Here is a 17791-nt window from a genome sequence, read left to right on the forward strand (position 1 = left end):
CTCTAAACGGATACGTGTGAAGAGCCGCCCAGTCTTCCTTTCCTCGTTCGATCTGAACAGGGCACGCGACCTAAAAATGTCGCATCTCTATCTTGCCCATCTGTCGCATCTGTATATTGCTGTTATATGGCTTAGTCGCATAACCCTTATTATGGAACTATGCCATTGATATTGCTGAATATTTTTGATTCAACGGGGCGAAAAGCCCTTATCGGCCAATGCTCGTCGGATTTCCGATCCGGCGTCCCACATACGGTTGGCTTCGGCTTTGTCGACGGAGCGCCGCTCAAAATCCTCTGGCAAGACGCGTTTCAGGAACTCCGCGAATGCCCTAGCCTGATCATCTGAAAGATTGACCGTTATTTCGTTCATTGACCCACCCCATTATTATCCGCGCGGATCAACTTGCGCAGAATTGTTACCATTGTCACGGATTTTCCCGACTGTGCTTTGCCAACGATGAGGCCTGTTTTAGGCACAGGCGGCGTTCCAACGCTGTTCTTTGTCATTTCTTCACCGTTCCAAAAAGGCGAGTCCCTTATCGGTCGGATTCAGCGACCGCACACTTCCTTGCGTCACGACAGGATGTGAAATCTCAGCAAGCTCGTGATCGAGGAGCGTGCGCAGCCTGCCCCAGGTTAAATCTCGATCTTCGCCGCGTATGATCAGCGTCAGGTCTCCCCGCGCATCTTGTTCTTGGGCCTCGGTCATGGGCCTAACCGCATACCAATCCTGATCAGCCATCCCGTTTATCCTCTATGCAAGGATCTCGAACATCGACCGCGGAATAAAGCTCCGTGCCTCGCTCATCGTGATCCAGCCTTCATCTACGAGTTTCATGGTGGATTGCGCGAGCGGTCGTGCAATCACCTTGTCGGACTTCATGCCTTCCTTCAGGAGCTGGCGCACCACGGCAGACCATCCGTCGATTGGCTTATCCAGAAACCGGTCGCGAACATCGTCATCGAACACAAGGAATTCGCGAACCGCAAAGCGCTTGGTGCCGTCCGTCGTGCGGATAAGATGCTGCGTTATGAATATCTGCAACGAGCTGATCAGGTCGAATGCTCGCGCTGCCTGCTCCTCGGCCGGGAACTCCATCGCCATGCGCCGTAGGCCCTCGGCAACTGAACCCGCATGAGTGGTCGTATTGACGATGTGGCCCTGAATGCTGGCCGCGATGCAGCCGCTCATAGAGCCATGATCACGTGCCTCACCGACATTGATGATCGCCGGCGCTCGCCGAAGAGATGACCAGATTCCGGCTGCAAAGGTCGGAAGGTCACGGCCCTCCCCGATCTCTGATTGGCCGATCAGGCTCGCAGAATCGCCCTGCTCGCTAAGAATGTCGGCAAAGGTGAATTCTATCGGAGCCTGGAAATCCACGATCTTTCGCGGATTTTCGTGGTTTTCAAGGTGGTGGCGGGTGATCGCGGCCATGGTTGTTGATTTTCCATGGCCTGTACCGCCGGCGATGACGATAATGCCGGATTTTGGATTGAGGAACGGCCTCAACTCTTGCTCAAACTGAACATCGTCCAGGGTCGGCGTGCGCGACGGCAACGATCGCATCGTCAATTCGACGCCGGAGCCACCGTTTTTCGTGATCGGAGTTGCATTGACGCGGAAGCGATGCCGTTCATGGCGACTGACTTGGACCTCATAGGAGAAATCGAGACAACGGCCCTGCCGCAAAATGCTCGGTGCATCGCTCGATCGCCAGATGTATGACAGCAGTAGATCGACCTCTGAGCGCAGTAACATGCGCTTGGTGCCGAAATGCTGGCGAGAATTGATCTGGATACGCGGTCGGGCTTCCGACTGGATGGTAATGTCGGACGCCCCGCGCTTGCCGGCGCCGACGATGAATGTGTCGAAAATCTCAGGCGAGGAATCGAACCGCGTCGGCTCTTCCTTCAGAACGGGTACGAAGGAGTCGGTTGGCTTGAATGGAGTATCGTCCAGACGCGATTCGTCAATCATTTCCCTCGCCTATAGAGCCAATAGCCAGCAACCACAGCAATCAGCGCTACGACGATGAAGAGACCGCCATACCCCCCTTCCTGCTTGCGAAGGCCAAGGGGGTCGGCGGGATCGACCGTGCTTGTCTGGCTCGATATAGAATTTCCGTTCACTTGGAGACCTCGAATCTCCGAGTGATCGGTTTCCAACGCCGCGGGTCGGAAACGAATGTTGCGGCATTCTCGATCTTCACCCGGCGCTGGCCGATAAACAGCTCTTCCGGCGTGCCCTTGGCACGAACCTCGCTCGACGTCACTACAAGGCTCTTGACCAGGCCAGCATCAACAAGACGCCGATATTCGACCATTCCCAAATAGTCGCGGCGAAGAAGGTTCATATTCTCCTTCAATGCTTCCTCGGCCTGCATCCGCCCCTGCCGCCAGCCTTCAGCCATATAGCGATCCCAAATCTTTCGCTCTTCCTTTCCAGAAGGAAGGAACTGGTCTGAGGGATCAGGCGTCTTATCGACGCCGATAACCAGATAATCGCGCCAGCTCGGTATCACGGCCACGAGGCGACCCGGCTTCTCGATGCGGTAATATTCATCAGCCGCAACGCTTTCGCGGCCGCCGTCCGTGATGGTGATCGCCTCCTTGGCCCTGCTCACGACAGGAGGAACGACATAGCCCGCCTCTTTCGGTGCCTTGTAGACCACATCATTGAAATTGAACTCTTGCGAAAGCCTCGACGACTGCGCCTCAAGCTCTCTCAGGATCTCCCACGAACGGCGCTCATAGGCGGCCTGAGCGGCATATGAGAGCGCTGCGTCGCGCAGTGCCGAATACCGCTCTGAATCAACAGCGTTCGCGCCGGTCCCGCTGCGCGTCTTACGGGCAAACTGCTCGTAAGTCATCGGTGCGGCCGTCCCGCCAGTTAGGTTGTCCACTCCGCCAAGGGTTGGAGGTGGAGGCGGCTCGTCCGGATTTGATGAACCGGTCGTGGTGCAACCGGCCAGGGCAACGGAGACGGACAGTGCGGCAAGGATTGTTGGAAACTGCTTCATAGCTTGGTGTCGTCCAGGTGCGGGACCGGGCTTTTTTCAGGCCGGGCGTAGTGGATGGTCATGACGCGTGCGAACTGGTCAATTTCCAGCCATGCACGCCCCTTTCCTTGGCCGAAGGCTTCCCGCAAAAGGCCAAGAAGCGTCATGTCAGCCCAATGGACCGAAACCAAGATTGGAGACCCTGAACGTTCTCCATTCGCCCTAACGGAATAACCGGCCATGCGGGCCGCCTTCCGTGTGATATCATCCAGAGTACCGTTCCAACGGGCATGGACCGGCTGTAAAAGCTCTTGTCCGGCGGTCTCCGGATGCAGCCTGACAGTATTACTTGCGTGAGGCTCTAGTGCTCTCGGATATAGCGAAGCATATCGCTTTTCCTCGTTCACAGTCGCCAACGACGAATCCAGATATTTTCTAACCGATAGAGTATCGAAATTCTCTTTCTTGTTCGCGCAGGCACCCAATAGGAATGCCAGAGCTACAATTACTGAGTTCCGCATCAAAAGTCGCCTTGTCTCTCATTATGGACAAGCGATCAATGGAATGATCACCCTCTCAAAATCAGTCCTACCCAATTTGACGGATTTTGCAATATACAGCATCACCAAAGCGGGCATTTTCCTGCAATCTTAATACGAGATTCCGTGCCCCTTCTCTCGTCCGCGCGTTTGCTGCTGCTCGTGTGCCATCTCGATTTTCTGCGCCTGTTGAGCGGCCTGAACGGTCGTCGCAAGCTGGTCAGCTTTCGCGTACCCGGCTGCGAACGCTTCAACCCGCTGCTGATCAGCACCGGGCATCGCCTGGGCGAGGCGATCGCGATCAAGCTCATTCGTTCCCGACAGGCCGAACCGGTCGCGAACTGTCTCGACAAACCGTCGCAACTCACCCATTGCCTGCATGTCATCTGCTGTTCTGACCAAAGTGCCTAAACGATCGGGCGGGCTCTGCTCAATGCGGCCAACCAGCTCACGCGCTGCCGGCGAAAGATCCTCAATGGGCTCTCGCATCAGGGTGCGGAACCGCTGCTCGTCCTTGGTCAGATCATTCCTCAGATTGCTTCGAACCTGGCCGTAATCCTGCAAGGCCGAGATCGCCGGCGAGACCGCTGCCAGCGCCTTCTCTCGCACGCCGTCATTTCGGCCGAACATGCTTCTGCTGCCGTGAAGCTCGCCAACAGATGCTGGATTATCCCGAATGGACTGCGCGAAATCGGCGACTGGAACCCGCCCGTCATCTATCCGGTTCCGCAGCGCAGAAAGCACGGCTTCCGGCCGCTGCCAGACGGCTGCAACCGCCGTCTCGAGACGGCGTGTTGCTGATTGCATGACCGGCCGGGTTTCCATCCGTGCCGCAACCGTCGCCTCGATGCTTTCGCGCCAGTCGGAGATTGCTGCAACAAGGGGTTTTTCTGGTGTCGCAAACATCGCCTGCCTCTTTTCATACTGTTCGACTACCAGCCTCTCTTTCGCTTCGCTGTTGAGCGTCTGCGCGAGTTCGAGGCGCGTGAGATCCTGACCGGCTTTCTGCCCGGCATGGATCAGCGGCCAGTTGTCGATGAAAGCCTCTCGAACCGACTCCGGTATCAGCGACTGAACCTGATTGCGATCGTCGGCGCCGAGATCCGGACCGATGGCAACGACAGTCGCTTGCGGAATAATGGACGCAATTTCCCGATTGAAGCGCTGAAGATCCGCGGCGGCTGAACCGTCCCTTAATTCATATCCAGCACTCGTGAACCAACGCCGACGTGCTCGATCCGTATCAGAGATTTCGGCATGTCCTAGATTATGCTCCAATCGGGAAAGGGCTTGACGAACCGCAGAAGTCATTTCGGGGAATGTGATGTCCGGAACCGTTACGACCTGCCGCTGTGACGGTTGATATTCCGGCCGATGTTCGGCGGCTTTGCCCTGTTGCTGCTCGGGCCGAACGACATGGGCGAATTTCTTGCCAATGGCTTCCAGCCGCTCGGCAACCTTCGTGAAGCGCTCTCGCAATGCCGCAAGCTGATGACGGAACATATCCCCAATTTCGCTCAATGAAGGGATGCCGCGCCGTTCAGCAAATTCCTTCACGCTCAGACGGTAATCGTCAGTCCGTTCATAAGCGAGCGTGGTATCCTTCATGCGATCGCGTGAAAGTGTGTCCACCAGCTTATCCAGAGTTCCGAATTCATCGGAACCTGCATAAAGAGTCGCACTGTCTCGATGCCGGCTCATCGCCACATACGTCATGTGCGCGTCCATCGTCGGGCTCGCTAGAACGTGGGCACGATCGACCGTCGCGCCCTGGCTCTTGTGGATCGTCGCTGCATAGCCATAATCGATATTCGCGTAATCGTTCTGTGCGACGATGACGCTTCTGCCATCAAACAGACCAATCACGAGACGGCCGCGACTAGCCTCCTCAACATTGCCGAATGAACCGTTCTCGACGCCAAGCTCACGGCTTTTCTCTAGAAATACGATACGATCCCCAACCGCAAACTGACGCTGGCCCCGATCAGTCCGGAACCCATGTTCCTCCTGAAGACCGCCTCCCTCTTTGATAACGTTACGGGCAGCCATATTCAGAGCGAGGACATCGACATTGCGATGCGCAAGCATCAACACATCGACGCCGGCCTCCCAATCACTCCGCCAATTGCCGATCAAAGAATTCCGAGCCGATGCACTGTCAGGTTCGAGCTGGACAAGATCATGTTCGATGTAGCGCCCGATCGCGTCCGCGGTATTCCCCTTGCCGAATTCAATGGTCGCATTCTGCATCCATTCTTCGCGCTGGCGGCGAACGCCCGTAAGCTCGATATACCCTGCGTCATCGGCAATAGCCCGGAAGGCGGCACCAGCTTCAATCGGCTGCAACTGGCGCGCATCACCGAGTAAGATGAGCTTCGCTCCGGCTTCTTCTACCGCAGAAACAAATCGCTGCATCTGCGCTGAACCGACCATGCCTGCTTCATCAAGTACGAACACATCGCCCGGCCCCAACTGGCGAAGGCCGTTCTTCCAAGACGCCTCCCAGGAGGCAAGTGTGCGGGATTCAATGCCCGCACTTTCCTGCAAGCCGACAGCAGCCTTGCCGGCCAACGCTCCGCCTACGACACGCCTCCCCTCTCCCTCGTAAACCGCGCGAACTGCGTTCATCACAGTCGATTTGCCGGCACCTGCGTAACCGACCATGACGGCGATACCCGCATGCTCAGTCAGGCGAGAAATGACAACCTTTTGCTCTGGATCGAATTTGAAACCGGCACGTTTCTCAACATCTGCGACAACATTATCAGCGCTCTTCTGATTGACCGCAAAACCGTCCCGACCGACTAGCGACCGCGCAGAAGCGATCATAGTTCTTTCGGTATCGAGCACTTCCGTCGTTGTATATTTTGCGCGCTCAATGATCTTGTCTGTCATAGGATCGAAGATCGGTGATGCGATCATCACCTGATTTTCAAGCGCGCCTACGCGGAGGAACAGCGCCTGAAAATCCTCGTAGGAATCGGTGTAGCGATGGACTGTTCGCGCAACGTCGCGCTCATCGTAGACAGACTTTTCAGCGGTGATCAGCTTCAGGATGATGGAAGGATCTGCCATCACCTGCTGGCGGCGTGTCGCTTCAATCTCTGCATTGATCTCTATGCGATCCGACTTCACCCCTTTCCGGTCCATCCCCTCGGCGGTAGGCCCGCGGTGCATGGTTGGTTCGATCGCAATTCCCTGCTCTGAATAGGAGCGGTGGTCAACACGAATATCGAAACCGTGTGAGGCAAGATGATGGTTCTGCACATCCGCCCATGCTTCTCTCAGTGCAGGGATTAGTTCCTTGTCTCCGGCGAACTGGCGATATAGGGCATGGCCGTTCTTCGAGAATTTCGGCTCACCATTCTCATCAACCGCGCGAACGTTTTTTGCTCCAAATCCCTCATCTGTTAGAGGCCGCAAAGCGCTCATGATATGAACGTGCGGATTGCCCTTGATCTCGTGATACGCCCAATCCGCCACTACCCCCTTCTTTGAAAAGTTCTCCTCCACGAATTCGCGGACCAAGGCAATGTTCTGTTCTCGCGAAAACTCAACAGGCAGGGCAAGTGTCATTTCGCGAGCAAACTGCGCGTCCTTCCTGTTCTCGGATGCCTCAACTTTATTCCAAAAGGCCTCCGACGCTTGAACCGGAGAAAGGTTGGCTAGGGACCGCGCCCAATCAGGCGCATTAGCCGGTATCGCGAATTCGCTGTGAACGTTCCCACGCTTGTTCGAGAAATCGTAAGACCGCTCATAGGTCTGATTGGTCATTGCGGCACAATGGCGGTACGATGCTGCCGCGACCGCGCTTTGCCCGGTCGCCCTGCTCAAAACCTTCGCATGAAGATGAAATATCGCCATGTAAACACACATAACAAGCAGGTATCGACTTGTCGATACATAAGTGCGCCCTTAGAAACCGGAGCGCTGCGCGGCTCCGGACGGGACTGACAATGCGTTGGCTCCGCCAACACTTTGTTTTTCTTAGTGGCTCGCTATCGCTCGACAGCTTATCGAGTGGATTTCAATCTTGCCGCATAGAGCAACTGGCGGTATCAATGACGAGTGTACAGCGCAACAATGGAGGCTACTCGTGGCACGCACCTCAAAGGTATCGAAGATTCAGGAAGAGATCGCACGCTTGCAACAACAGCTCGATGCAGAACGCGCAAAGGAGGCTGAACGGCTAGGTGGACTGGCTGTCAAAGCTGGCCTTGCTGACGTCGATGTGTCCGACCGCGAATTACTCAAGGCTCTGAAGGAAGTGGCCGACCGATTTCAACAAACACCCGCTGAGTGAAGCAGGGCGCTTAGCACTCCTGCTTGGGAAGCGACATAGGGAGTATCGAGACAGGATGGCAGCAAATCGACAGAAGGATGCGCATGAGAAAATCATGCTTGGCGGCCTCGTCGTGAAGGCGGGTCTTCGCAATGATAACCCCGCCTTCATCCTCGGTGTGCTGCTGACGGCTTTCGAGCAAAAGGATAACGAGAAGCTTCGCACTGCGATGATTGAAAAGGGCAGGAAGGCTTTTGAGAAATGATACGGAAACCGCCTGAACCTGCTGTTGGAGTTCTCGTTATCGCCGCTATTGTGGCGGCGGTAATGACGCCGCTCTTGTGGTACTTCCGCTTCGTGAACCCATCATGGCCTACGGCGAGTGGTCATTTCGTCCAGCTCTCACTATCGCAAGCTTGGGATTGCCTGACGATATGGAAATGGGGCGCTTGCCGATCCCATCTTGAAGCGATCGGAAGCCCCCTCGCCGGTTCAGCTATTCGCAACCAGGTAGTCGTTATTGCGCCTCTTATAGTCGCTCTCGCCCTCCTCGGAGTATTCATTTATCAGAAGTGGCTCGTGGTTCGGCAACGCGTCATTATCTCGGGAATGGTCGTAGAGGGAATGGACGCTTTGTTGCGTGCTGCTCGTTACGAGCAGAAGCACAATCGCTATCCTAAGACTCGCGGAATCCATATGTTCAATGGATGGCATTACACGCTCCCTCGCGAGACAAATCACACATTCATCCTTGGCGCTCCGGGGGGTGGCAAGACGGTAACTTTTCGTCGGATGATCGGCTCCGTTGTTGAACGCGGGGACAAAGCTATCATCTTCGATGAGAAGGGTGACTATACCCGCATAACACCTCCATCGTTTCGTGATGGAAAAGAGGTTCCTCCGCTTCTTCTGGCGCCACAGGATGACCGTTCGGCGGTTTGGGATATTGCGGCCGATTTGATCGTGTCACAGGACGCTGTTGAATTGGCGCAACGTATCATTCCCGATGACGGACATCCGTTTTTTACGCAGAGCGCTCGCGCTGTCCTCGCCGGCTGCGCTATCAAGCTGATGGCGGAAAAACCGAAGGAATGGACATGGCTCGATCTGCTCAATGAAACGCGTCAGGATCAGGAAAAACTGCTCCGGATCATGCTCAAGTATCAGCGCGGAGCCGACATATTTTTGACCGCCGATTACAAGCAGGTCATGTCTACTCTCGGACAGCTCGAAACGAATATGCGTCTGCTCGAAATGCTGGCGACAGCATGGCCCACCTATGAGGGAAGGCAGCGCTTCCGGTTACGTGAATGGTTGGTCAACAAGACCGATCAGAGAACGGTTATTGTCCAACACTCCGGCCGGTATGCCGAACTCTCCGACGGCTGGATTTCCGCGCTATACGCTGTTGCTGTCTCAACCGTCACGGACAGCAACCTGCTTTCAGATCATGACCTGCGCCGCATTTGGTTCTTTCTCGATGAATGGGGGCAGCTTCCTGAAATTCAGGATTTCGAGCGCTTCGTTACTCTCGGTCGGTCCAAGGGGGTCTGCGCCGTACTTGGTCTGCAAGACCTGTCACAGATCGCCAAAAACTACGGACAGGAAGTCCTCGACGTCCTCATAGCGTCTGTTGGCACAAAGGTCATAACTCGCATCAACTTTGGACCCACAGCCGAACGCATGGAACGTGACCTGGGCGAGACGACATTCTATGAGTATCGCCGGGACATGATGACCGATGGCACGACGAAATGGCTAAAGGAGACGCATCGCGCCAGCCCTATCGAACGATCGGAATTCAGCACGGAATTGGGCGTCGATGATAAAGGTGTGACCGCCTTCGTTACCGGGATCGGCAAGAACGTCTATCAGGTCAAATTCCCCTTCCCTGAAGACGCAAAGGATCATCGCCCGTCGAACGTTCCGGCCGAGTGGACCTACACCTTTAAACCAACCGGCACCTTCACCAGTGACGCCGATATCGACGTCTATGTGAAGGCGGTTCTCGGTAAGAACTCGCCGCCGCCACGAGGTGCGCTCCCTTCGACCGAAGATACCGAACAAGAGGACTTGCCGCTTGAAGAAGCCTTCAAAGCTGCGGCCGCGGCCGCACGCGAAAATGCGAGTGCTCCGGCACATCCAGAGACGGCAGGAGACAAGTCCGAACAGGTCGATCTTTTTGAGAAGTACCGCTAGTCGTCCTAGTGGTAGGCCTCCATATCGGACGCCGCCCGCACATCAATCGACACGTGCTTAATGACATTCCCGTCCTTGTCTTTCGCAACAAGCATTTTGGGATTGTAAGCATAAACGCCGTTGTAATTGACGCGGTAAATCACGCCGATCTTTTGCCAACGCTTTTTGGCTCTCATCACCGTGTCTCGAAACACGCCGAGTTTAGCCGCCATTTCGTCGTTTGTTGGTGTCGTCCCGTCCGCGCGCGGATTTAAAACCAGCTCCCGAAGCATACTTGGCCAATGCTTGTTTTTCGGGGGTGGATTGTCCGCGAGTTCTGTCAACCAAGAGAGGTTCACACCGGCTTCACCGGGTTTTATCTGCTCTGGTTCAGGCGGGCCGTCAAACGTTACTACCTTTGAGATGCCCTTCATCTGTTCCGCCGGTCTGTGGTTCCTAGGTTCGTTATTATTGGGTGCGCTTATTGGTGTACTTTTATGCAAGGAACGCGTCCTAACCGTTATCATTTCCTTGTGGGGAGTCAATGTTTTACTCCATCCAGCAGAATCATTTCACAATGAATCCTGCGACATTTTCAATGTCAAATGCGACTAGCTTGGCAGGAGCTTTTTCCCCTCAGTCCGCAAGGTGCCGTCTGGCCCGACATGCCGATAAAGGGTTGATCGGGTAATGCCTAATTCTCGGCACAGTTCCCCGACCTTGGTTCCCGGCTGGCTCATCGCAGCCATAGCCAAACGTAACTTCGCCTTGGTCATTTTCGGCGGTCTCCCTCCTACTCTGCCCCGCGCTCGCGCAGCAGAAAGGCCCGCCACAGTTCGTTCTATTGTCAGTTCGCGTTCATACTCAGCCAGAGCGGCGAAGATCCCGAAAATCATCTTGCCCGCCGGCGTGGTCGTGTCGATCGACGCGCCATGTCCGGTTAGGACCTTCACGCCTACGTCTCGGGCCGTAAGATCATGAACCGTGTTCACCAGGTTGCGCAGATCGCGGCCGAGCCGGTCAAGCTTCCACACGACAAGCGTATCACCTCGCCGCAGTGCTTTCAGGCACGCCGCAAAGCCCGGTCTATCGTCGCGTTTCCCCGACGCCAGGTCCTGATAGATGTTGTTCAGATCGACTCCCGCTTGCACGAGACTATCACGCTGCAGGTCGAGACTCTGCGAGCCGTCCACCTTCGATACACGCATGTACCCGATTAGCATTCAGCCCCCTGTGCCAAAAACGGTCATTTTTGGGACAAATGTCAGTGTGTGCCATATCACCTCCCGAATCTGTCAGAAAACCCGTAGCAAAAACAACATATCAAAAACGTCAGTTTTGGGACAGCGTTTTACGGCGGCCTTCGGCCGCAGGGTTTTCCCACAGGCTCCGGCCTTCTCTACGGCGCTATTGGGGGCGCGCTCAGGCCTCCGCCTGCTACGCCTGCTTTCCCTCGAAAGCAGGCTTCGGCCCTCCGGGCTGGAAAAACCCTTACTGCATGGAAGGCCGGCTTCGCCGGCGACTATTTCCTTGTTGAAATGCACCGATCCTCGATCCGGTCAAATTGCAGAGCCTCGCCATGCTCGCGGGCTCGCCGCTGCGCGTGGCTCCGGTTCCGGTCGCAAGCGACCGAATTTGACCGGATCGGGCGGTTCGGTGCCGTCCTGACCTATCGGGACGAGGGGCATCGCCCCTCGCCCGTTGGCGAGAAAGTTCGATCCGCCTCCGGCGCGGATCGAACAAGGGGCAAGTCCTATTCGAGGAGAGACAGGGCACGTATGAGCCCGTTTTCACTGTCGGGCGTCCAGCGTTGATAGTCGTAGACGCGGACAATGGTGCCGGCGGGTTCATCAGCGCTCGAGATGAGCGGAACGATCAGCTCGGGGAGCGTATCGAGCGATACACACGGATAGCAATCCAGGGCGCCATTTGGGCGTTCGAGCTCCACACGAAACAGGCGGGTTTGGGAATCAGTCATTGAACTCTCCGTCTCAGGGAAGGCGAAAGGGAAGCCCCCGCCGAAGCGGGGGCCGGGTGGATCAATCCCAGGGGATGACCGCCATCAGGCTTTCGTCATCCTGCCCCGGATAGCGGCCCAGGTTCGCGTTCAGCTTTGCAAAGCCGGTGTTGACGGTGAGCGTATAGTATTCGCCGCCCCTCTGGTTCTTCTTTTTCCAGATGCCGCCGATTTCGATCCGGCGGTTGCGCGGGGACTTCGCGTAAAGCCGGTAGACCGGAGCCTGAGGGTTGGTGCTCTCAACCGGCTCGCCGGTGATGTCGATGTCGAAGGTCAGCGTTGCGAGGTTGCCGGTCAGCGTGTCGGTTTCGGCGTCGATCTGGATGAAGTTTACGAGGTCAGACATTGCGCGATCTCCTTTGCTTGCGTTGTCGATGGACACGAGAAAGGACCGCACAAAGAACGGGCTGCACCCGAAGGGCCGCAGCGCAGCGGAGGACGGCATTGGCGGGCGATTTTGGTTCGCGAGGAAGCGCCGCAGGCGCGGGGAAAATCGTTCGGTTATGCTGTTGCTGGCCGGGCGGACGGTCCTAGTGGCCTATTCGATCGACAACGCTGCCATGCAAAGGGATTTGATCGCTATGTCTTTGCTCTCGTCCCATTTCATTCCATAGCCGAAACCGGCATTTTGACCGGCACGGCTTCCACAGTGCTCGTCCCGACGACATTGACATCAATGGCCTAGGCGGCGCGCGCCGAAGCTTCCTGCTCCGTGCCGCCAGCAACGCCACACAGCTTTCGCGCCCGTCTATCGAAATGACAGTAGGCAATCTGGAACATGAACCAGGCCGGTAGCTTGGTCCTTCACCTCAAACTGTCAGCGCCGGCTTTGCAAAGTGTGCACAGCTCCCTACATCTTGCCGGCAGGACCTCGATGCCAATGACCATCATCGGTATTCGCGCCGTCCCCCCGGCCTGCTTCGGCGGGGGCTTCCCTTTCGCCTTCAACAATTCGAGCGCCCTAGTTCATGGCAGATTTCGCCAAGGCCCGCAGTGTCGGCGCGAGGTGCAATTCACCCTTCGGCGAGCGGTACAGCATTGACAGGAAGTAGCGCGCCGGCTTCGCGATCTCGGCCGCGCCCGGCTTCAGCGCGGCGGACCGCACCAGCTTCTCAGCCACGATCGCGAGCGCCGCGGCCGCGTTCATCCGGCCGGCGACCTGTACGCCCGCGACCCATGTTTCGCGCGGTATTTGTATGAGCGCCCGAATTGTGTCGGCCTGCCCCTCCAAATCGCGCCAGGACGAGAAACTGATGCCATATTCGGCCTGAAGCTGGCGGCAAGCTAGCCGTAGCAGTTCAAGGGTGGTTGCAGGATCATCATCACGACGTTCCCGGTCTTGCGCAGACGGTTCCGCTCGCACAGGCTCTTTTTCGAGAGCCCATTGATCGGCGGAGCCGATCTCAGGACTAAACTGAATCGATCGCGCGTTAGCGCGATGCCGTTCTCTTCTTACTAATGTCGTGGGGGTTGTAGTTGTATATGGGGGGACAGAATTGTCCTGCGCGGGGGACTCTTTACGGCTCTGATCGGCAGAATCATCATTCTGTGGCGATGGCCCCGAAGGTTGCTCGGACGGCTCATACAGTGCAAGTACGTCCTTTAGGAGGTCGACGAGCTGCGCAAGGTAGTCAGGATTTGCCCTCTGCTGGTGAAAATCGACTACGTGCGCATTGAACATCTCCTCGAAACCCTGTGTCTCATGACCATCACGGCGGAGCTGTTCGAGCGCATCGACGATCTGCCGGGCGACACCTTGGCTTTGCCGTGTCGTCTCGCGCATCGATCGCCACTCATCGACATGAGCGCTCGCCAGTTCTTCCAGTTCCGCGAGCCGCGCTCTGGCGGGCGAGAAATCAAGGCCGAAGCTGCCCCCGCCTTCCCGATTTACATAGCGGCGACCGGTCGGGCTGTCGCGATAAGCGACAATGCCCGCCTCCACGAGCGAACGAATGGCGCGGGTGACGGTTTTCTCACAGACGCCGAGATCATAAGCCAAACGGGCATTTGATATCGCGACGACGGGGCGCTTGCCCTCTGTCCAGTCCTCGGCCGGGGAGATAGCAAGAAGCGTGTCGAGGATCTGGTAGGGGTAGCCCTTGATGCCAAGGCGACCGGCGCATTTCTTTAACGCGCTCGCGACTTGCGCCTTGGTCGCGGGGCGGTTGTCTTCCCTCATGGCAAGGGCAGCGCTGGCAAGAATGCCAGGCGTCACCCTTCTGAAACTGGCGATGGTCTGCATCGGATTCCTTTCTGAAATCCGGGCAAAGCTCACCCGTTCGCAAAAGCTGCGCTCTATATTGACAGTGAGGGAAAGGAGCCTTAGATTGAGACTTGAGTTTTTGAGGTCTCTCGGAGCGACGCCAATCGCTTCTAAGATCATTCTTTCCCCCCGATGTAGCTTGCTGCGTCGGGGTTTACTTTTTCCGGGTTAGGGTTTCTCCTCGTTCCAAATCACACGACTCGCAATCGCGTTAGCCGCAAACGCTAACCGATTTGCTTGATAAAGCAAAATGATTCGGGAAATTTTCCGAGCTACAGCTTTCAAGCGAACCGGTCACAACATGACAAGCGCTTGCGTCGTAAGGGTTTTTCCTAAACCCGAAGCCTGTGGGATCGCATTGTCGCACAAGCGCAATCGCATCATCGTGGCCGGCTTTACGAATACTTCCGGCACTCATCATCAATGACTGATTCTTTCGATGCTGGCGAATCCGCGGGCATTGTTACCCACTGCCAGGGAGAGGTGGAAGGGTTTGGGAAGGAGGAGGAGGGAACCGTCCCTCCTTCCCATGGGAGGGTGTTTGAGGGAGGGGCGAACCGCCCTTCCCTCATGGGGTGAGATTGAGAGGGGGGCCTGTGCCCCTCTTTCATAAGCTGTGGCGATCGGTCGATCCGATCGGCGCGGCTCCCCATAAGACAAAGACAGGAGACGGCGAATGCCGGCTCCTGTCTGCGAATGGCTCAAAGGTTCATCTCATTGAGCAACGCGTCAATTTCGGGATCGAAATTGTCTTCGCGGCCCTCGAAATAGCTGTCCGGAAGATCCCCCTCTGCGTAGTCGCATTCGGTGCAGATGATCGTATGGTTTTGATTGATTGAACCGCCTTCGCAGGTTTCCCAATAGCGTTCAAAAGCCTCTCCGGCGCAGTCGGGGCAAGCGACGACCTCCAGATCATTGTCAAGGTCGAAGCCACCGGGTTCAACGCATCCGCCGTAAACTCTGGTCATGATGATCTCCTTTCGTGAACTGACGAAAGGAGCCCACGCTGTAGGCCAGAGGGGTCAAGGACCGCGTAGCGGCCGCAATGCGGCGAGCGGGGGAACCGATTTTTCCAGAGCGGAGAGAATCGAAGCGGCGGAAAAATTGGGGGAGACCGCGAAGTCCTTTACGCCGGATGGCCGGGCGTATCGTGGGCCAGTCAGAGAGAGAAGAGAACCACGGCGCCGACCAGGCGTCGTGTCCATGTGGGCCGGGGATGGTTTGGAAGGGGGTCTTCACCCCCTTCCATGGGAGGGTGTTTGAGGGAGGGGCGGGACCGCCCTTCCCTCATGGGGGAGAGTTAGAGAGGGGCGGCTTGCCCCCCCTCTTTCGAGGGGTTTGGTCGGGTCGATCCGGGACAAACTCCTGTGCCCGCGATTTGAACCGGGCCACTAGCGCCCGTTGGATACGCGGCGGCCAGCACGATAATAGCGCCTGCGTCAAAGGGCTGTCAGGATCGCGGCCCATGACCTCCTTTGTGTAACCAAGATTCCAGCGCTTCCACTGAAATGAATTCTTCATGTCAGCCTCCGGCCTCTATCGGACTTGAGGACGGGCAGCCTCGATAAAGGCTGCGATGGCGTCTTTCCGGGTGGCAAAACCGTCCCGCATAGGGCGATCATCATTGAAGATCACAAACCATTCGCCGGTTACGAAAGTGCAATCGATAATGCCGCCTGCGTCATGTGGGTTCGTCATCATCCCGTTCGGGATTTCGCTCCATCCCGGCACGAAAGAATTCAGGGTCTCCAAATCAGTCATAGGCCGTCCTCCTTCATGGCATGGCGAGCAAGCTCCGCCTTTTCCGCAATAATCCGGTGCAGCTCCGCAACTCCGGCCTCAAGGCAGGCTCTCCCTTCGAGATGCCGGAATTGCATCCAGAAGGCGGCGCGTTCCTCGCGCGCCGGTCCTATGCCTGCCTGTTGTTCCAATTCTCCAATGGTGCCCATGGCTCATCCTTTCCCGCGCCGCTCAAGCGGCGCGACGTTCCTCGATCTCGTCAACTTCGGCTGTGATCTCGCCCGCGTCAGGCTGAAGGCTATGCAGATAGGTAACGGCACGCTCTGCATGGGATGCCGCCTGAAAAATCGCCCGTTTGTCGTTGTTCAGGACCTTGAGCCAACTCGCGATATAGGCGGCATGATCGTCGCGGGGATCGATGGCAAGGCCAAGATCGGCGGCTAAAAAAACGCTCCCAAGTTCGGCACACAATTCTTCCCGCGAATATCCCTCATCGCCCCATTCCTTGCGGCCAAAATCCCGAGCAAGGCGCGACGGGTGGCGGGTCCAGTGGATGCATTCGTGCCCGAGCGTGGTCGCATGTGCCTCGGCCGAAACAAAGGCGTCAAAAACCGGCATGCCGATAAAATCAGCATCGATCCGGTAATACGCCTTGTTTCCACCTTCGCGGATGTCAGCGCCAAGGTTGGCGAAAAAAGCATCCACTTGCGGAATGCGTTCCTTGCTCTCCGATCCTTCTGGCGCGGTCGCCTTGGCGTAATACTGCTCTGGCAGGTCATCGATCTGATCGGCGCAAAAAACGCTATATCCTTTCATGAAAGGAATGCGCTTTTCGATTTCCTCGCCGCTTTCTGTCGTCTCCGTGCGCTCGATGGCGTTCGCATAGACGACAAGGGCCGATTTCTCGCCTTTGCGCACTTGCCCGCCAAGCTCCTGCGCCTGCTTGTAGGTCATCCAAAACGGCGAAGAATAGCCGCGCTCGCTGGCTTCCATCCACAAAAGCACGGTATTGATACCGCGATAGGGAACGCCATTATGCCGCAACGGGCGGACCGGCGTTCCGCAAGCGCCCCATGGCTGCATCCATGGGCGAGTTCCCTGCTCAAGCTGTTCAATGATCCGGTTGGTGATCCGCTCGTAAACGTCAGCGCGGGGCTGTGTGGTGCTGCTTTTGGACTGTTTGCGCATGGTGTTTTCTCTCCTGATCCGCGAAGCGGTCTTCCTGTCCCGGTGAGGGGCAGGAGCCCGGCTCCTGCTCCCGAGCAGTCGGCGATCCGACCGGAGAGAGGGGGGCAACAGGCAAAACCGGAGGGGGATCACCCGCCCGAAGGGACAGGTGCGCGGATCCGCGCGGGACGCGCAAAATCCGCGCACCTGGTCCTGCACAAGGGGAAGTTCGCCGGCAACGCCGGCGAGCTCGCCCGCGGAAGGACGGGGAAACCGGTTTTGCCTGTTGCGGGGGAGAGACCGGCGGCCGATCTCTCCCCCTCTAATTAACAGCGTGAGCCGCTATGCGGCTCGCATCGTCGAGGCCGAAGGCCGGGAAAGGGCCAAGGCCGCCGAAGCGGCCTTGGCTGCACCGCGTTAGCGGTGCTGGTCCCGATCCCACTCGGTTTTGACCGTCAGGTCTGCCTCGAAGAAGAAGGGCAGTTTCACCGCGATTTTCAGGGCGATACTGCCCCGGCGGAAGAAGTTACTGACGATCTTCGCGAGGAAAGTGCGGAGGCTGCGGCCGGTGGCTTGGAGATATTGGATAAAATTCTTCATG

The 17791-nt window shown here is 56.9% G+C and carries 20 protein-coding genes; 3 read left to right on the forward strand and 17 right to left on the reverse strand.

Features of this window, described 5'->3' with window-relative positions:
- Window positions 1-189: 189 nt before the first annotated feature.
- The 7 genes from F9K91_RS18815 to traA form a co-directional block, all read right to left on the reverse strand.
- On the reverse strand, window positions 190-372 hold the full coding sequence (locus tag F9K91_RS18815; RefSeq protein WP_100560309.1) for a DUF7706 family protein: 183 nt from the start codon (window positions 370-372) through the stop codon (window positions 190-192).
- 141 nt (window positions 373-513) lie between these two features.
- On the reverse strand, window positions 514-744 hold the full coding sequence (locus F9K91_RS18820; protein WP_151678442.1) for a hypothetical protein: 231 nt from the start codon (window positions 742-744) through the stop codon (window positions 514-516).
- A 12-nt stretch (window positions 745-756) separates the two neighbouring features.
- Complete coding sequence (locus tag F9K91_RS18825) at window positions 757-1983, reverse strand: type IV pilus twitching motility protein PilT (protein ID WP_151678443.1); 1227 nt, start codon at window positions 1981-1983, stop codon at window positions 757-759.
- Window positions 1980-2135, reverse strand: a complete 156-nt coding sequence (locus tag F9K91_RS26025) for a hypothetical protein (protein ID WP_157803363.1) — start codon at window positions 2133-2135, stop codon at window positions 1980-1982. The genes F9K91_RS18825 and F9K91_RS26025 overlap by 4 nt, the downstream gene beginning before the upstream one ends.
- Window positions 2132-3025: a type IV secretory system conjugative DNA transfer family protein gene (locus F9K91_RS18830; protein WP_100560303.1), complete on the reverse strand. Its 894-nt coding sequence runs from the start codon at window positions 3023-3025 to the stop codon at window positions 2132-2134. Before F9K91_RS18830 ends, F9K91_RS26025 begins: the two co-directional genes overlap by 4 nt.
- A complete protein-coding gene (locus F9K91_RS18835) occupies window positions 3022-3525 on the reverse strand; it encodes a DotD/TraH family lipoprotein (protein WP_100560301.1) in 504 nt (167 codons plus the stop codon). The genes F9K91_RS18830 and F9K91_RS18835 overlap by 4 nt, the downstream gene beginning before the upstream one ends.
- 129 nt (window positions 3526-3654) lie before the next feature.
- Window positions 3655-7419 carry a Ti-type conjugative transfer relaxase TraA gene (gene traA, locus F9K91_RS18840; protein ID WP_151678444.1) on the reverse strand — a complete coding sequence of 1255 codons (3765 nt, stop codon included), beginning with the start codon at window positions 7417-7419 and terminating at the stop codon, window positions 3655-3657.
- A gap of 220 nt (window positions 7420-7639) precedes the next feature.
- Between traA and F9K91_RS18845 the strand changes: the two genes are divergently transcribed.
- The 3 genes from F9K91_RS18845 to F9K91_RS18855 are packed head-to-tail and all read left to right on the forward strand — an operon-like array spanning window position 7640 to window position 10024.
- Window positions 7640-7846, forward strand: coding sequence for a TraC family protein (locus tag F9K91_RS18845; protein ID WP_151678445.1), 207 nt, complete (start codon window positions 7640-7642; stop codon window positions 7844-7846).
- 55 nt (window positions 7847-7901) lie between these two features.
- Complete coding sequence (locus tag F9K91_RS18850; protein ID WP_151678446.1) at window positions 7902-8090, forward strand: conjugal transfer protein TraD; 189 nt, start codon at window positions 7902-7904, stop codon at window positions 8088-8090.
- On the forward strand, window positions 8087-10024 hold the full coding sequence (locus tag F9K91_RS18855; RefSeq protein ID WP_151678447.1) for a type IV secretion system DNA-binding domain-containing protein: 1938 nt from the start codon (window positions 8087-8089) through the stop codon (window positions 10022-10024). The genes F9K91_RS18850 and F9K91_RS18855 overlap by 4 nt, the downstream gene beginning before the upstream one ends.
- Window positions 10025-10029: 5 nt before the next feature.
- Here the strand turns inward: F9K91_RS18855 and F9K91_RS18860 are convergent, their stop codons facing one another.
- The 10 genes from F9K91_RS18860 to F9K91_RS18905 form a co-directional block, all read right to left on the reverse strand.
- On the reverse strand, window positions 10030-10437 hold the full coding sequence (locus tag F9K91_RS18860) for a hypothetical protein (RefSeq protein ID WP_112702147.1): 408 nt from the start codon (window positions 10435-10437) through the stop codon (window positions 10030-10032).
- Window positions 10438-10614: 177 nt separating this feature from the next.
- Window positions 10615-11226, reverse strand: a complete 612-nt coding sequence (locus F9K91_RS18865) for a recombinase family protein (protein WP_151678448.1) — start codon at window positions 11224-11226, stop codon at window positions 10615-10617.
- Between the two features lie 530 nt (window positions 11227-11756).
- Window positions 11757-11981: a hypothetical protein gene (locus tag F9K91_RS18870; protein WP_151678449.1), complete on the reverse strand. Its 225-nt coding sequence runs from the start codon at window positions 11979-11981 to the stop codon at window positions 11757-11759.
- Between the two features lie 61 nt (window positions 11982-12042).
- Window positions 12043-12366, reverse strand: coding sequence for a DUF736 domain-containing protein (locus F9K91_RS18875; RefSeq protein WP_100560382.1), 324 nt, complete (start codon window positions 12364-12366; stop codon window positions 12043-12045).
- 615 nt (window positions 12367-12981) lie between these two features.
- On the reverse strand, window positions 12982-14403 hold the full coding sequence (gene repC, locus F9K91_RS18880; RefSeq protein ID WP_151678450.1) for a plasmid replication protein RepC: 1422 nt from the start codon (window positions 14401-14403) through the stop codon (window positions 12982-12984).
- A 581-nt stretch (window positions 14404-14984) separates the two neighbouring features.
- Entirely contained in the window at window positions 14985-15251 is a 267-nt protein-coding gene (locus F9K91_RS18885; RefSeq protein ID WP_151678451.1) for a hypothetical protein, read from the reverse strand.
- A 568-nt stretch (window positions 15252-15819) separates the two neighbouring features.
- Entirely contained in the window at window positions 15820-16044 is a 225-nt protein-coding gene (locus F9K91_RS18890) for a hypothetical protein (protein WP_100560283.1), read from the reverse strand.
- Window positions 16041-16232, reverse strand: coding sequence for a hypothetical protein (locus F9K91_RS18895; RefSeq protein WP_100560281.1), 192 nt, complete (start codon window positions 16230-16232; stop codon window positions 16041-16043). Before F9K91_RS18895 ends, F9K91_RS18890 begins: the two co-directional genes overlap by 4 nt.
- A 22-nt stretch (window positions 16233-16254) precedes the next feature.
- A complete protein-coding gene (locus tag F9K91_RS18900; protein WP_151678452.1) occupies window positions 16255-17211 on the reverse strand; it encodes an ArdC family protein in 957 nt (318 codons plus the stop codon).
- Window positions 17212-17607: 396 nt separating this feature from the next.
- Window positions 17608-17790: a hypothetical protein gene (locus tag F9K91_RS18905; protein WP_100560277.1), complete on the reverse strand. Its 183-nt coding sequence runs from the start codon at window positions 17788-17790 to the stop codon at window positions 17608-17610.
- Between the last annotated feature and the right edge of the window lies 1 nt (window position 17791).

This window comes from Brucella tritici (assembly GCF_008932295.1).
GTDB classification, from domain to species: Bacteria; Pseudomonadota; Alphaproteobacteria; order Rhizobiales; family Rhizobiaceae; genus Brucella; species Brucella tritici.